The sequence below is a fragment of the Methylobacterium sp. OAE515 genome, from assembly GCF_041806315.1.
GTDB classification, from domain to species: Bacteria; Pseudomonadota; Alphaproteobacteria; order Rhizobiales; family Beijerinckiaceae; genus Methylobacterium; species Methylobacterium tardum.
In genome coordinates, this window is sequence record NZ_JBGMUV010000001.1 from 2290672 (window position 1) to 2305151 (window position 14480).

13 protein-coding genes and 1 other annotated feature are annotated in these 14480 nt (G+C 68.7%); of the genes, 5 read left to right on the top strand and 8 right to left on the bottom strand.

Translation table 11 applies throughout. From position 1 onward, the window contains the following. Positions 1–6: 6 nt before the first annotated feature. On the bottom strand, positions 7–792 hold the full coding sequence (locus tag ABIE45_RS11210) for a DUF2470 domain-containing protein (protein ID WP_192706788.1): 786 nt from the start codon (positions 790–792) through the stop codon (positions 7–9). Positions 793–1097: 305 nt separating this feature from the next. Here ABIE45_RS11210 and ABIE45_RS11215 point away from each other — a divergent pair, with 305 nt between their 5' ends. From ABIE45_RS11215 to ABIE45_RS11230, 4 genes are all read left to right on the top strand, one after another. Next, the gene (locus ABIE45_RS11215) at positions 1098–1808 is read left to right on the top strand and encodes a response regulator transcription factor (RefSeq protein ID WP_010682252.1); all 711 of its coding nucleotides are present in this window, start codon (positions 1098–1100) and stop codon (positions 1806–1808) included. A 68-nt stretch (positions 1809–1876) separates the two neighbouring features. Then, a complete protein-coding gene (locus ABIE45_RS11220) occupies positions 1877–3631 on the top strand; it encodes a HAMP domain-containing sensor histidine kinase (RefSeq protein WP_210331612.1) in 1755 nt (584 codons plus the stop codon). Continuing rightward, entirely contained in the window at positions 3631–4071 is a 441-nt protein-coding gene (locus tag ABIE45_RS11225) for an aldolase (protein ID WP_192706790.1), read from the top strand. The genes ABIE45_RS11220 and ABIE45_RS11225 overlap by 1 nt, the downstream gene beginning before the upstream one ends. Before the next feature lie 175 nt (positions 4072–4246). Then, the gene (locus ABIE45_RS11230) at positions 4247–4648 is read left to right on the top strand and encodes a PTS sugar transporter subunit IIA (RefSeq protein ID WP_010682249.1); all 402 of its coding nucleotides are present in this window, start codon (positions 4247–4249) and stop codon (positions 4646–4648) included. Between the two features lie 6 nt (positions 4649–4654). Here ABIE45_RS11230 and ABIE45_RS11235 read toward each other — a convergent pair whose 3' ends face one another. The 5 genes from ABIE45_RS11235 to ABIE45_RS11255 form a co-directional block, all read right to left on the bottom strand. Continuing rightward, positions 4655–5539: a DMT family transporter gene (locus ABIE45_RS11235; protein ID WP_192707358.1), complete on the bottom strand. Its 885-nt coding sequence runs from the start codon at positions 5537–5539 to the stop codon at positions 4655–4657. 2 nt (positions 5540–5541) lie between these two features. Next, positions 5542–6855 carry an ATP-dependent protease ATPase subunit HslU gene (gene hslU, locus ABIE45_RS11240; protein WP_192706791.1) on the bottom strand — a complete coding sequence of 438 codons (1314 nt, stop codon included), beginning with the start codon at positions 6853–6855 and terminating at the stop codon, positions 5542–5544. Positions 6856–6958: 103 nt separating this feature from the next. Next, positions 6959–8455 carry a SulP family inorganic anion transporter gene (locus ABIE45_RS11245; RefSeq protein WP_192706792.1) on the bottom strand — a complete coding sequence of 499 codons (1497 nt, stop codon included), beginning with the start codon at positions 8453–8455 and terminating at the stop codon, positions 6959–6961. Positions 8456–8515: 60 nt separating this feature from the next. Then, positions 8516–8571 (bottom strand) — a sequence feature (sul1 is cis-regulatory element that is thought to sense ions involved in sulfur or methionine metabolism; They are found in Alphaproteobacteria). 65 nt (positions 8572–8636) lie between these two features. Further along, complete coding sequence (locus ABIE45_RS11250; protein WP_192706793.1) at positions 8637–10307, bottom strand: methyl-accepting chemotaxis protein; 1671 nt, start codon at positions 10305–10307, stop codon at positions 8637–8639. Positions 10308–10570: 263 nt separating this feature from the next. Continuing rightward, a complete protein-coding gene (locus ABIE45_RS11255) occupies positions 10571–12256 on the bottom strand; it encodes a CHASE3 domain-containing protein (RefSeq protein ID WP_192706794.1) in 1686 nt (561 codons plus the stop codon). Between ABIE45_RS11255 and ABIE45_RS11260 the strand changes: the two genes are divergently transcribed. Continuing rightward, positions 12177–12470 carry a hypothetical protein gene (locus ABIE45_RS11260; protein ID WP_192707398.1) on the top strand — a complete coding sequence of 98 codons (294 nt, stop codon included), beginning with the start codon at positions 12177–12179 and terminating at the stop codon, positions 12468–12470. The two genes, ABIE45_RS11255 and ABIE45_RS11260, sit on opposite strands and share 80 nt — an antisense overlap. A gap of 271 nt (positions 12471–12741) precedes the next feature. Here ABIE45_RS11260 and hslV read toward each other — a convergent pair whose 3' ends face one another. Both hslV and ABIE45_RS11270 read right to left on the bottom strand, forming a co-directional pair. Further along, the gene (gene hslV, locus ABIE45_RS11265; protein WP_192707359.1) at positions 12742–13272 is read right to left on the bottom strand and encodes an ATP-dependent protease subunit HslV; all 531 of its coding nucleotides are present in this window, start codon (positions 13270–13272) and stop codon (positions 12742–12744) included. A 159-nt stretch (positions 13273–13431) separates the two neighbouring features. Beyond that, on the bottom strand, positions 13432–14250 hold the full coding sequence (locus ABIE45_RS11270) for an SGNH/GDSL hydrolase family protein (RefSeq protein ID WP_373622865.1): 819 nt from the start codon (positions 14248–14250) through the stop codon (positions 13432–13434). Positions 14251–14480 lie beyond the last annotated feature (230 nt).

The window sequence follows — 14480 nt, forward strand, 5'->3', positions numbered from 1 at the left end:
GCGCTCTCAGGCCTCAGTGCCGGTCGCGCGTGCCTGCGCGGCCATGGCAACCAGGCTCTTGCGCAGCGTACCCATGTCGGTGACGCGCTCCGGGTACAGGACTCGCGCGGTGCGATCGCCTGCCATCAGGTCCATGCCTTCGGGGTCCAGGCCGGTGAGTCGCCAGGGCAGGCCGGCGTCCGCACCCGATCCGGCGGCGTAGAGCGCCAGCGCGTCGGCGTGATCGGCATTCATGTGCTCCACGGCGCCGCGCTCGCCCGCCACGACTGCGTCCGCGCCGGCGAGATCGAGGAGCAGCTGGTCCCGCGTCAGCGTCGCCGCCTTGGCGAAGCCGCCGTTGAGGTGGCCGGCCGACGGATCGAGGGCGAAGAAGCCGAAATCTGGGAAGTCGGCGTAGAGCTTGGCCTTCGGGTGCCGGGCCAGGAACCGGTCCCGGACACGGGCGTCGGTGGTCTGGGCCGCGCGCCCGACCACGGTCAGCCGGGGATGGGCGAGGGCGTCGCCCTTTCCGCCCTGGGAGAACAGCAGCGAGCAGCGGGGATCCGCGAGCAGGTTGCGGGTATGTGCCGAGAGCCGCGACAGCAGCATCAGCGGCGTGCCGTCCGTGTCGGTGGCGATGGTGACCAGCGAGGCGAAGGGCGTGCCGTCCGGATCGAGCGTCGCGAGTGCACCGGAGCGGATGCTGCGCAGGAGGGTGCGCGACAGGCCGATCGCGTCGAACGGTGCGGCCTCGGCCGGGAGCGGCCGCGCCGGACTGCCCGGTCCAGATCCGGTCTCGATCGTCTCGCTCATTCGCGCACTCTCCCCCCGTTGCGAGCGCAGCCCGTGTCCGCCGCCACATTAGGGGCGCCCTTGACGGCGCGCGAGGCGGCGGGACCGCGTCAGATCGGCCGCGACCACCGACGTTACGGCCAAGCTATGACCGCCGCTCGCTTTTTCCGATCGGCCGTACTAAAGCACCTGTCCCTTTGCGCGAGCCGGGCTGTGCCAAAACCGGTCTGTCTCGCGTGTCCGCCTGCCCCTCGGGGGCCGGGACGTGGCGCGGCCTGTGCGTTGAGCCGGGACCGCGCCTGAGCCCGTTCAGTCAGGGACCGCGCATGCCGACCATCGCCCTCGTCGACGACGACCGGAACATCCTCACGTCGGTGTCGATCGCGCTTGAGACCGAAGGCTACCGCATCCAGACCTATACGGACGGCGCCTCCGCCCTGGACGGTCTGCGGCATTCGCCGCCCGATCTCGCGATCTTCGACATCAAGATGCCGCGCATGGACGGAATGGAACTTCTCCGACGCCTGCGGCAGAAATCAGACCTTCCCGTGATCTTTTTGACCTCGAAGGATGAGGAGATCGACGAGCTTTTCGGCCTCAAGATGGGCGCCGACGACTTCATCCATAAGCCGTTCTCGCAGCGGCTGCTCGTGGAGCGGGTGAAGGCGGTCCTGCGCCGCTTCGCCAAGGAGGCTCCCGGTGCCACGCCGCGCGGGGCCGAGGAGGTCGCCGCCCGCTCGCTGGAGCGCGGCGCGCTGATGATGGATCCGGAGCGCCACACCTGCACGTGGAAGGGTGAGCCCGTCACCCTGACGGTGACGGAGTTCCTGATCCTCCAGGCCCTCGCGCAGCGTCCCGGCGTGGTGAAGAGCCGGAACGCCCTGATGGACGCGGCCTACGACGATCAGGTCTACGTCGACGACCGCACCATCGACAGCCACATCAAGCGGCTGCGCAAGAAGTTTAAGGTGACCGATCAGAGCTTCGACATGATCGAGACGCTCTACGGCGTCGGCTACCGGTTCAAGGAGGCGTGATCTTCAGGATCCGCCGCGTGTCCGCCCGCATACCCGCCCAGGCCGAGGATGCCCCGGCCCGTCCCTCGCTGGCCCAAGCCCTGTCCCGTCCGCTCGGTTGGCCCCGCGCCCTTTGGGACGCGGTCGGCCAGCGCGCCTCGTCGAGCCTGACGCGCCGCATCGTGGTCCTCAACCTCGTCGGGTTGATCGCGCTGCTCGTCGGGTTCCTCTACCTCAACCAGTTCCGCCAGGGCCTCATCCAGGCCCGGATCCAGAGTCTCGCCATCCAGGGTGAGATCATCGCGGGGGCGATCGCGGCTTCCGCGTCCGTCGATACCGACACGATCCGCATCGATCCCGACAAGCTGCTCCAGCAGCAGGCCGGGGAGGCGGTGGAAGAGGAATCGCAGCCGCTCGCCTTCTCGCTCAACCCCGAGAAGGTGGCGCCGCTCCTCTCGCGCCTCGTCACCCCCACCGGCAACCGCGCCCGGGTCTACGACCAGGAGGGCGGCCTCCTGTTCGACACCCGCACTCTGTTCAAGCGCGGCGATGCCGGGCGGCCGGATCCGCTCGAGCCCAAGCCGCACAAGCCGGGTATGCTCGAATCCGCCTTCGAGACGATCCAGACCAAGCTCGGTGGCCTGTTCCGCAGCCGCACCGAGCAGGCCGAGGAGACCGGTCCGGTCAACGGCCATTCGCTCCGCGAGGTCCAGGCCGCGCTCGGCGGCAACCGCGGCAGCCTCGTCCGGCGCAACAAGCTCGGTGAGACCACCGTTTCGGTGGCCGTGCCGATCCACCGGGCCGGCTCGGTCCGCGGCGCGCTACTCATCTCGACGCAGGGCGACGCCATCGACCGCGTCATCGCCTCGGAGCGCTTCGGCCTCCTGCAGGTCTTCCTGGTCGCCTCGGCCGTGATGGTGGTGCTGTCATTCCTGCTCGCGGGCGCCATCGCGGGCCCGGTGCGGCGCCTCGCGGAGGCCGCCGAGAAGGTGCGCATGGGGATCAAGACCCGCGAGGAGATCCCGGACTTCACCGAGCGCACCGACGAGATCGGGCACCTGTCCGGGGCGCTCCGCGACATGACCCAGGCGCTCTACCGGCGGATCGACGCCATCGAGAGCTTCGCGGCCGATGTCAGCCACGAGCTGAAGAACCCGCTCACCTCGCTGCGCAGCGCGGTGGAGACTCTGCCGCTCGCCAAGACCGACGATTCGCGCGGGCGGCTGATGGCGATCATCCAGCACGACGTGAAGCGCCTCGACCGGCTGATCAGCGACATCGCCGACGCCTCGCGCCTCGATGCCGAGCTGGCCCGGGCGGAGGCGCGCCGGGTCGACCTGCGGCGGCTGCTCACCACGGTCGTGTCGGTGGCCAACGAGCGACGCCGGCCCAAGGACTGCCTCATCCAGCTCGACGTCGAGGCGACGGCGTCGGACCTCGATGCGCCGTTCACGATCATCGGCCATGACAGCCGGCTCGGACAGGTCGTCAACAACCTCCTCGACAATGCGCGCTCGTTCTCGCCCTCGGACGCGAAGGTCCGCGTCGTGCTGCGGCGGATCCGGGGCGAGGTCGAGCTGGTCTGCGAGGACGAGGGGCCGGGGATTCCGGAGCATGCGCTGGAGCGGATCTTCGAGCGCTTCTACACCGACCGTCCCGAGCAGGGTTTCGGCCAGAATTCGGGTCTGGGCCTGTCGATCTCGCGCCAGATCGTCCAGGCGCATCGCGGGACGATCCGCGCCGAGAACCGTCCCGGCGCACCTGACGAGGAGGGCGAGCCGACGATCCGCGGCGCGCGCTTCATCGTGCGCCTGCCGGCGGCGCCCCGCCAGCTTCACGCCTGATGATCGTTCTCCACGCCGCCTGCTGCACGCTCGGAGGCGCTGGGATCCTCGTCCGCGGCGAGTCCGGGTCCGGGAAGTCGAGCTTGGCGCTGCTGCTCGCGTCCGGCGAGGATGGAACCTTCGTGGCGGACGACCGGGTCGTCTGCGCGGTCGAGGAGGGGCGGCTGGTGGCCCGGCCCCATCCCACGCTGGCCGGGCGGGTCGAGGTGCGGGGGCAGGGCATACTGGCGCTCGCCGATCTCGGCGTTGAGACAAGGGCCGAGACGGTCCTGCAACTCGCGGTCGATCTCGTCGCGGAGGCGCCGCGCCTTCCTGAACCGGCCGACGCCGCGATCGTCCTCGGGGTCAGTCTCCTGCGGGTCGTCCTGGACGCCGGCGTGCGTTCCGCGGGCCTCGCGCCGCTGATCATCCGTTCGGCGCTGCGAAAAGCGCAGCCGTGACTTCGCAGCCGCACAGGTGCGCCGAGTCGCGCAACGGTGGTATGCCCCCATGGCGCGCACGAGGCAGCCATGGCATGATCACCGCAATGTCCGGGCAAAAAAGTCGCGTTCGCCTTGTGGGGGGCTGTGCGATGCACAACATGGCAGCACACACAGGACGTTGGAACACGTGTCGATGATTGGCATGGTGCTCGTCACTCACGGGCTGCTGGCGACCGAGTTCAAGGCCGCTCTGGAGCACGTGGTCGGCCCGCAGGATCAGATCGAAACGATCACGATCGGGCCGGAGGACGATATGGAGCTGCGACGACGGGACATCATGTCCGCGGTCTGTCGCGTCAATACCGGAGACGGCGTGGTGGTGCTCACCGATATGTTCGGCGGCACGCCTTCCAATCTGGCGCTCTCGTGCATGAACGGCGGTTCGGTCGAAGTCGTCGCGGGGATCAACCTGCCGATGCTGATCAAGCTCGCCAGCGTCCGCGACGAGGAAAAGCTTGGCGACGCCGTGCTTCACGCCCAGGAAGCCGGACGCAAGTACATCAACGTCGCCTCGCGCGTTCTCGCCGGCAAGTAACGCCGCTCACGTCTCCAGGATCGCCGCCTGGGGTGCGGATCGCCGCGAACCGACGGTGATTCCCGCGGAGGCCGCGATGACGAGGCCGATCGCGAGCCATTGAACGGCACTGATTCGCTCACCCAGCAGCACGAGGCCGGCGCAGGCCGCGACGGCCGGCTCCAGGCTCATGAGCACGCCGAAGCTCTTCCGATCGAGGCGGCGAAGGGCCGTCATCTCCAGCGAGTAGGGCAGGGCGCTCGACATGATCGCCACCGCGAGACCGGAGAGCAGGATTCCGGGTGCGAGGAGGCTCGCCCCCGCCTCGGCCACCCCGAAAGGTGCCACCACGAGCGCGGCGGTGAACATGCCGAGCGAGACCGCTTGGCCGCCATCGACCCGGCCGGCGCGCTGGCCGAACAGGATGTAGAGCGCCCAGGCGAGCGCCGCCCCGAGATCCAGCGCGACACCGACGGGGTCGAGCCCGTCGGTGGTGGCGATCGGCAGGAGCAGCATCAGCCCGAGGATTGCGAGGCCGATCCACAGGAAATCGGACCGGCGCCGCGACGCGATCAGCGCGACCGCCAGCGGCCCGGCGAACTCGATCGCCACAGCCGGCCCGAGGGGCAGTCGCGCCAGGGCGAGGTAGAACAGCAGGTTCATCAGCCCCAGGGCCGCGCCGTAGAGCGCGATCCAGCCCGCCTCCCGCGCCGGCAGGCTCCGTCGCCACGGCCGCCATACGGCAATCAGGATCAGTGCCGAGAAGCCGACCCGCAGCGCGGAGGTCCCGGCCGCACCGACGGCCGGGAACAGGCTCTTGGCGAAGGTCGCCCCGCACTGGAGCGAGACCATGCCGGTGACCAGGGCCGCGACCGACAGCGCGACTGCGGACGGGGCGCCCCGCCCGAGGATGCTCACAAGATGAACCGGCTCAGATCCGCGTTGGCCGCGAGATCCTGCACCCGGGCACGCACATAGGCGGCATCGATCGGGACAGTCTCTCCCGATCGGTCGGTGGCCGTGAAGGAGATCTCGTCGATCACCCGTTCCAGGACCGTCTGCAGCCGCCGGGCACCGATATTCTCCACCGAGGAATTCACCTCGACGGCAACGCGGGCGAGCGCGTCCACCGCGTCGTCCGTGAAGGCGAGGGTCACACCCTCGGTCTCCATCAGGGCGACGGTCTGCTTGATCAGGCTCGCCTCGGTGGTGGTCAGGATCTGCTTGAAGTCGTCCACGGTGAGCGGCTGCAGCTCGACCCGGATCGGCAGGCGCCCCTGAAGCTCCGGCAGCAGGTCCGCAGGCTTCGACACGTGGAAGGCGCCGGAGGCGATGAACAGGATGTGGTCGGTCTTCACCGGGCCGTGCTTGGTGGCGACTGTCGTGCCCTCGATCAACGGCAGCAGGTCGCGCTGCACGCCTTCACGGGAGACATCGCCGGACGCGCGGCCCTCGCGGGCGCAAATCTTGTCGATCTCATCGAGAAAGACGATGCCGTTGTTCTCAACCTCGCGAATCGCCTCGCGCACCAGCGCTTCGTCGTCGACGAGCTTGTCGGATTCCTCGGCCATCAGCGGCGCGTAGGCGTCGCGGACCAGGACGCGGCGCGGCTTGCCGCGCTGGCCGCCGAGGGCCTTGCCCAGCATGTCGCCGATGTTGATCGCACCCATGGACGCGCCCGGCATGCCGGGAATCTCGAACATCGGCAGCCCTGCGGGCGCGCCGGCGGTCAGTTCCAGCTCGACTTCCTTGTCGTCGAGCTCGCTGTTGCGGAGCTTGCGGCGGAAGCTATCGCGGGTGGCGGCGCTCGCGGTGGGGCCGACCAGAGCGTCGAGGATCCGGTTCTCGGCCGCGGCCTCGGCCTTGGCCTTCACGCCCTCGCGCTTCACCTGGCGGGTCAGGCCGATCGCCACCTCCACGAGGTCGCGAACGATCTGCTCGACGTCGCGGCCGACATAGCCGACCTCGGTGAACTTCGTGGCCTCGATCTTCAGGAACGGCGCGTTGGCGAGTCGGGCGAGGCGCCGGGCGATCTCCGTCTTGCCGCAGCCCGTCGGGCCGATCATCAGGATGTTCTTGGGCGCCACTTCCTCGCGCAGCGGCCCGGTGAGCTGCTGGCGGCGCCAGCGGTTGCGCAGCGCGATCGCGACGGCGCGCTTGGCGTCGTGCTGCCCGACGATGAAGCGATCGAGTTCGGACACGATCTCGCGCGGAGAGAACGTCGTCACCGCTTAGCCATCCCTGTTCCCCGGCCCGACACGCAGGCCCTGCGCCGGGAATGGGGTCGCGCGCCGCCGCGCGCAAGGGGCGGCGCGCGCGCGAATAGCCGCCTCAGTGGCTCGCCAGCGCCGGCGCTGCGCCGGCCTTGTCGTGCGTGCCGAAACGCTCGACCAGGGTGGCGCTCGCGGCGTTGAGCCCGATCACCTCGACGCTGCGTCCCCGGGCGCGGGCCTTGAGGACCACGCGGTCGAGGGCGGCGACCGCCGAGATGTCCCAGAAGTGCGCGGCGTGCACGTCGATCACGAGATGCTCGACCGGCTCCAGCACGTCGATCGCGTCCGTGAAGGTGCCGGCCGACGCGAAGAAGACCTGGCCGGTGACGTGATAAGTCCTGGTCCTGCCGTCGGCGGACAGCGCGGCGGTCACCCGGCTCAGCCGCGACACCTTCCCGGCGAAAAACACGCCGGACAGGAGCACGCCCACGAGGACGCCGATGGCGAGGTCCCGGGTCGCCACGACCACCAGGACGGTGGCCAGCATCACCGCCGAGGACGGCAGCGGGTTGGTGCGCAGCTGCGCCAGCGAGCGCCACGAGAAGGTGTTCAGCGAGACCATGATCATCACGGCCGTGAGGGCCGCGACCGGGACGACGGCGAGCAGACCCTGCAGCGCGACGAGAAGCACCAGCAGGAAGGCGCCGGCCACCAGCGTCGACAGCCGGCCGCGCGCGCCCGACGAGACGTTGATGACCGACTGGCCGATCATCGCGCAGCCGCCCATGCCGCCGAACACCGCCGAGGTCATGTTGGCCAGACCCTGGCCCATGCATTCGCGATTTTTGTTGCTGCCGGTATCAGTCATGTCGTCGACGATCTGCGCGGTGAGCAGGCTCTCCAGCAATCCCACCGCCGCCAGGGTCACCGCGTAGGGCAGCAGGATCCGCAGGGTCTCGAGGGTGAGCGGAACGTCGGGCAGGGCGAAGCTCGGCAGCGCCGAGGGCAGGGCGCCCAGATGCGAGACCGTCCGGACGTCGAGGTGGAACGCCGCCGTGAGCGCGGTCAGCACCGCGATCGCCACGAGCGGCGACGGGATCGCCCGCGTGATCCGCGGGAAGCCGTAGATGATCACGAGGCCGAGGGCGATCAACCCGTAGGTGGCCGGCGTTACGCCGGTCAGCTCGGGAAGCTGCGCCAGGAAGATCAGGATCGCCAGCGCGTTGACGAAGCCGGTCATGACCGATTGCGACACGAAGCGCATCAACCGGCCGAGCTTCAGCAGGCCGGCGAGAATCTGGATCAGCCCCATCAGGATGGTGGCGGCGAACAGGTACTGGACGCCGTGCTCGCGCACGAGATCGACCATCACCACCGCGGTGGCGGCTGTGGCCGCCGAGATCATCGCCGGGCGGCCGCCCGCAAATGCGATCGTGCAGGCGATCACCACCGAGGCGTAGAGGCCGACCTTCGGGTCGACTCCGGCGATGACCGAGAACCCGATGGCTTCGGGGATCAGCGCGAGGGCGACCACGATCCCCGAGAGGGCGTCGGCACGCACGTTCGACCTCCACCCGTGAAGGAGGCCGGCAGTTCCGAATATATTGCGTGACATGAACATTCCGCACGGGACGCGGGTCCGCCGGCTTGGGCGGAGCGATCAGCGTCTCGAATGCGTGGTCCGGCGGATCGGCGGCCGGAAGAGCCACCCGGGCTTTCACCGGGTCCTTGCGAATGGCCGGACCCTACGGGGCCCGGCGCTGCAATGCAACATCGCCGCGAAGCGCCGCCGTGGCTCAGGCGGCGCGCACCTGTGCTACGAACCCGGCGACTTCGCCGCCGAGGCCGTTGGAGCGGCGCGCGATGTCGGCGGCGGCGTCCAGAACCTCGGCCGCGCTGGCGCCGGTCTGGCGGGCGGCCTCGAGGACATGCGCCATCGTCTCGGTGACCGACCGGGTGCCGCTCGCGGCCTCGGAGACGCTGCGGGCGATCTCCTGCGTGGCGAGCTGCTGCTCCTCCACCGCCGCGGCGACGCCGAGCGCGATGCCGTGGACCTGCTCGATCGTGCCGCCGATTTCCTCGATGGCGGCGACCGCCTCGTGGGTCGCGGCGCGCATGGCGGCGATCTGGCCGGCAATCTCCTCGGTGGCCTTGGCGGTCTGGGTCGCGAGATCCTTCACCTCGGTGGCGACCACCGCGAAGCCGCGGCCGGCCTCGCCGGCCCGGGCCGCCTCGATCGTGGCGTTCAGCGCCAGGAGATTGGTCTGGCCTGCGATCGTGGAGATGAGAGAGACGACCTGCCCGATGCCGTCGGCACTCCGGGCGAGCGCCTGGACGCTGGAGCGCGTCCGGCGCGCCGCCTCGACGGCGCTCTCGGCAGCCGTGGAGGTCTGGGTCACCTGGACCCCGATCTCGCTGGCGGTGGCGGCCAGCTCCTCGGTCGCGGCCGCGACCGCCTCGACATTGTGGGCCGTCGTCTCGGCCGCACGGGTCACGGCCTGCGACTGCGTGCCGGTATGTTCGGCATTGCCGGCCATCGCGGCGGCGGCACGCTCCATCCCGTTCGCGGCGCCTGCGAGATGATCGACGAGACCGCCGATGCTGCCCTGGAACCGGTCCGCGAGACTCGACATCTCGGCTCGCTTGCGCATCGTCGCCTCGGCATCCATGCGCTCGTGATCCTGGCGCAGGGCCTCCGCGTCCCGCATCGCCGCGCTGAACACCTGCATGCTCGTCCAGATCGCCCCGATCTCGTCGCGGCCCGGCTTGATGGCCGGCAGGGCGTGATCGCCGCGCGACAGGCGCTGGATCGCGTCCGAGACCGCCCGCAGCGGCCGCGCGATCTGGCGCTGCCCGACCAGCAGGCCGAGCGCGCCGCAGATCAGGGCTCCGGCCAGGGCGAGACCCAGAAGGAGCAGCGTCCGCGCCTGGAACAGCGCCTGCGTCTCGCCCTTGATCGCCGCCATCTCGGCACGCCCCTGATTCACCAGGGTGTCGATGCTCGCCTGGAAGGTCTTGCGGTTGGCGCGGTTCGCGTCGTTGAAGCCGAGATCGGCGGCGGCGCGCGGGCTCACCGTCTCGCCCGCTTCGGCGAGGGCCGTGCGCAGCGCGCGGAACGCGTCGGCATTGCGCGCCATTGCGTCGAAGAGCGGACGCTCCGCCTCCGTCACCTGCGGCGCCCACTCGGCCCGCAGCGCGTCCATGTCGGCCAAGCCCTTGCGGACGCCGGCGGCGTATTTCGCGGCCTCGGTCCGGTCGGCGGACGCGTAGACGCCGCGCGAATCCATCGTGACTTCGGCGGCGAGGCGGTTGAAGTTCGCAGCATTCAGCGACCGGATCGAGGCGCTCTCGACTCTGGTCAACGAGCGTTCGAAGCTCTGAAGCGTCGCTACGCTGACACCGGCCACGACCAACGTCGTCAGGCTGCAGGCGCCGACGAACCCCAGGATCTTTCCGCCGATTTGCATTGTATTCCAACCCTGAGGCGTGGTTGGAGGCAAAATGGCGTCAATTGTTCAAGGGGTCGTTAACTCAAGACCCGGGGCGATATCGGTATCCGACAAATCCCGGCCAGATCCGAGAGGCGTCCGGCAATCTCCGGACCACGCGCGATAGAACATCCGGCCGATCGTCCGCTTGAAGACCAACCTCGGCGCTCTCCGACCTGCACCTCCCGACCTCCACTGGCTGAGAGGTGCGCCTGTCAGTTCGACGAGTCCGGTTCTCTCCGTCACGCCGCCCGCACGGTTGCCAGAAAGCGTCCGACCTCGGACGTGAGGTTTCCGGACTGGCGCGACAATTCCGAAGCCGCGTTCAGGACCTGATCAGCTGCGGCGCCGGTCTCTTCGGCGGCGCCCGCGACGCCGGAGATGTTGGTCGTCACCTCGCCGGCGCCGAGTGCCGCCTGAGCGACGTTCCGAACGATCTCCTGCGTGGCCGCGCCCTGCTCCTCGACAGCCGCCGCGATCGACGTGGCGACGCTGCTGATTTCGCGGATGCGCCCGGTTATGCCGCCGATGGCTGCCACGGCCTGCCCGGTCGAAGCCTCGATCTGAGCGATCTGGCCGGAGATCTCATGCGTGGCCTTCGCAGTCTGCTCGGCCAAGGCCTTCACCTCCGCGGCCACCACGGCGAAGCCCTTGCCCGCCGCGCCGGCCCGGGCGGCCTCGATGGTCGCGTTGAGCGCCAGAAGATTGGTCTGTCCGGCGATGTTGGAGATCAGGCCGACCACGTCGCCGATCCGGGACACCGACCCGCTCAACTCCTGGACGAGTGCGCCGGTCTGGTCGGCCTCGCTCACCGCCAGCTGGGCCAGCTGGGCCGAGCCGTTGACCTGCCGGCCGATCTCTTGGACCGACGATCCCAGCTCCTCGGCCGCCGCCGCGACGGTGTTGACGTTCGAGGCGGCTTCCTCGGCCGCGGCCGCCACGGTGGTCGATTGGCTCGACGTCTCGGTCGCGGTCGCCGACATGGTCCTGGCCGTAGCCTGCAACTGCGTGGCCGAGGACGAGACCATGCCGACGATGCCGCCGACGGCGCGGTCGAAGCCATCGGCCAGCTCGATCATGGTTTTCCGCCGCTCGGCCGCGGCCGCCGCATCGGCGATGCGCTTCGTCTCGGCGTCCTCGGCCGCCTTCTTGGCCACCATTGCCTTGATGCCCTCCACGGCCTTCCCGACCGCACCGATCTCGTCGCCGCGCTGCGCCTCGGCAATCGGCGCCTCGATCTCTCCCCGCGCCATCCGCTGAAGCACGGCCACGAGCCGGCTCAGCGGCCGTGTGAGCATTGCGAAGACCAGCATCCCCAGCAGACCTGCGATTACGACGCTGGCTGCGCTGCCCAAGATGCTCGTGAGATAGGCCGTCCTGAAGGATTGCTCCTGCGCGGTGCTCCGGATGGCGAGAAGATCCCGCTCGGCCTGCGCCGCATCGCCGACCTTGGCGCGCAACGCGTCCATCGATGCCTTTCCGGCGCCACCGGCTTCGCTCTGCTGGGCCTTCGCGAGATTGCCCGCTTCGACGAGCGCAATCTCCTTGGCGGCGACGTCGGACCACGTCTGGGCGGACTGACCGACAGCGTCGAGGCGCCGTTGCTGTTCGCCGTTGTCGGCAGTCAAGGCCCGCACCGCCTCGAAGGAGGCCCTGTAGGCCTTCTGGCCGGCCCGAAAGGGTTCAAGGAACTTCGGATCGGCCGACAGCAGGTATCCGCGCAGACCCGTCTCCTGATTGACCATCGACGTGGTCACGCTTTCGAGCTCTGTCAGAACCTTATAGCTGTGTTCCGTCATGCCATTGGTGAGCTCGATAGCCGATAGGCGACTGTATCCGATCGCACTGATGCCGATAGTGACTGCAGCGAGCGTTCCGAATGCGACCGACAGCTTGGTCACGATTCCGGTGTCGTTGATGAAGCGCATCCTGCAGTTCCCATTACGCGGCGACATCGGCGATTTGCTGATCTCGCACGAACGTATTAACTTGCATGATGTAAAGTTTGTCTTACTTCATGCGGGCCGGGTGCGCGCTCGAAGACATAGACAAGCATCTGACTGCGTGAGCGCCGGACGCTTCGCAGTCGAGCCGCAAATATTCATACCGGGTATTGAGGACGTCGGCGCGGCGAGCGGCTAGGTACTTCGTGAGCGAGCAGGTGCCGTGCCCGAACTCTGTCCGGTCAAATCACGGCTGAATATCAGACTTCGTTCAGGCGTGGAGAAAGCAATTGCCTGGACGCGTATTCTCGATCTCGGCGAAGATGCCCGCGCTGGACTCCCTCGGGGTCGGGAACGCGATGCGGGGCCAGTCTGCGGTCGACGCCGCGGACTGGCCCACTCAGGATCGCTCTTCGGATCTCCATCTCACCCGTCAGGGCGTTTCGATCAGGCGGGCCTGCCGGATGGCCTCAAGCCGCGTCGAGCGCCTCGATCACGAGATTGCCGTTCGTGTAGACGCAGATCTCGGCTGCGATGGCCATTGCGCGGCGCACGATCGCCTCGGCGTCGAGTTCGCCATCTTCCAGGGCGCGTGCGGCCGCGAGGGCATAATTGCCGCCCGAGCCGATCGCCATCACGCCGCTCTCCGGCTCAAGCACGTCCCCTGACCCCGACAGGAGGAGGCTGACGTCGCGATCGGCGACCAGCATCATCGCTTCGAGGCGGCGCAGGTACCGGTCGGTTCGCCAGTCCTTCGTGAGCTCCACGCAGGCGCGGGTCAGCTGGCCGGGATATTGTTCGAGCTTGGCTTCGAGGCGCTCGAACAACGTGAAGGCGTCGGCCGTGGCACCCGCGAACCCGCCGATCACCGCACCCTTCGCAAGACGCCGGACCTTTCGGGCATTGCCCTTCACGATCGTCTGGCCGAGGCTCACCTGACCGTCGCCGCCGAGCACGACACGGCCGCCCTTCCGGACCATCAGGATGGTGGTCGCGTGCATCTGGGGCGGATTGCCCCGGTCGTCATACCTGAATGCGTCTTGGCTCAAGTTTCGGCTCCGCTCTCGATCGCGCCGAGATGGGGAGCCTTGTCGGCGCCGTCCAGCCGCTGACCCACAGTGCCCGCTTCGCGGCACCCGCACCCTTCGCGATGGCGAGACTTACTCCGCAACGGCCTCGGCCGTCTGCGTGCTGCCGGCGTCCTGCAGGATCGATTGCGCCGCAGCCTCGGCGAGAAGGGCGTAGCCGCGATCAGCCATATGCAGGCCGTCGGAGGCGAAAAGCTGCTTCGGAGTCAGCTTTCCCTCGCGAACCCAGCCGTGCATCAGGTCGGCGCGGCGGATGACCGGCACGTCGAGCTCATCGCCGATGCTGCGCACCGCCTCCAGGAACCGCGACGAACCGGGTGTCGCCTCGAGCTTCGGGCACCATTGCGGCTCCATGAGCACGACATCGATGCCCGCTTCGCGGATCCGCCGAATCGCCGCCACCGTGGCTTCGCGGAAATGGTCGATCGAGACGCCGCGCAGGGGATCATTGCTCCCCGTCTGCCAGATGACCAGCTGCGGCTCGGCCGCGATCACATCCCGATCGAGGCGTGCCAGCATGTCGTCCACGTGCTCGCCGCCGATGCCGCGGTTGATCACGGCGACGTCGATCCCGCGCAGCTTCTTGCGCAGATTGATCTGGAGACGGGCCGGATAGGCGTTCGCGGGGCTGGAAGCGCCCACCCCTTCCGTCGAGGACGAGCCGAACGCCACGATCTTCAACGGAGCGCCGATCGCGATCTGACGGGCAACGTGCGGCAGGTCCGGGCTCTCACGCAGGTCGAGCCCGAGAAGATCCAGCGATTCCGGAAGCAGGTCCGCGTAAGCCAGGACAGCTGTCGGCAAGACGAGGAGGCTACAGAGGACACCAAGCCGTCGCAGCATCTTGCGGACTGGCCGGGCGGGACCAAAGCTGTTCATAGTCTGGGACACGGGACCGACGGCTCCGGCTCTCGTGAGTAACGGATACAATCTGACACATGGGCTTGCAAAGTGGGGTTCCGCCCGCCGCTTGAAAGCATGATGAATTCGTAACACAAAATTAGCGAAGCTGGGCTGCCGAGGCGCTGCTCCGACCCCCTTCGCGGATCCGAACGGCGACCGTGACGAAAGATCAGGTCCCGCCATGCGGACAAGGCTGATCTTGGTGCCGGCGCCTGTCG

Coding starts and splice junctions, on each gene's coding strand:
- ABIE45_RS11210 (WP_192706788.1), bottom strand. CDS start 792: ATGAGCGAGACGATCGAGACCGGATCTGGACCGGGCAGTCCGGCGCGG.
- ABIE45_RS11215 (WP_010682252.1), top strand. CDS start 1,098: ATGCCGACCATCGCCCTCGTCGACGACGACCGGAACATCCTCACGTCG.
- ABIE45_RS11225 (WP_192706790.1), top strand. CDS start 3,631: ATGATCGTTCTCCACGCCGCCTGCTGCACGCTCGGAGGCGCTGGGATC.
- ABIE45_RS11230 (WP_010682249.1), top strand. CDS start 4,247: ATGATTGGCATGGTGCTCGTCACTCACGGGCTGCTGGCGACCGAGTTC.
- ABIE45_RS11245 (WP_192706792.1), bottom strand. CDS start 8,455: ATGTCACGCAATATATTCGGAACTGCCGGCCTCCTTCACGGGTGGAGG.
- ABIE45_RS11250 (WP_192706793.1), bottom strand. CDS start 10,307: ATGCAAATCGGCGGAAAGATCCTGGGGTTCGTCGGCGCCTGCAGCCTG.
- ABIE45_RS11260 (WP_192707398.1), top strand. CDS start 12,177: ATGCCGATAGTGACTGCAGCGAGCGTTCCGAATGCGACCGACAGCTTG.
- ABIE45_RS11255 (WP_192706794.1), bottom strand. CDS start 12,256: ATGCGCTTCATCAACGACACCGGAATCGTGACCAAGCTGTCGGTCGCA.
- hslV (WP_192707359.1), bottom strand. CDS start 13,272: ATGCACGCGACCACCATCCTGATGGTCCGGAAGGGCGGCCGTGTCGTG.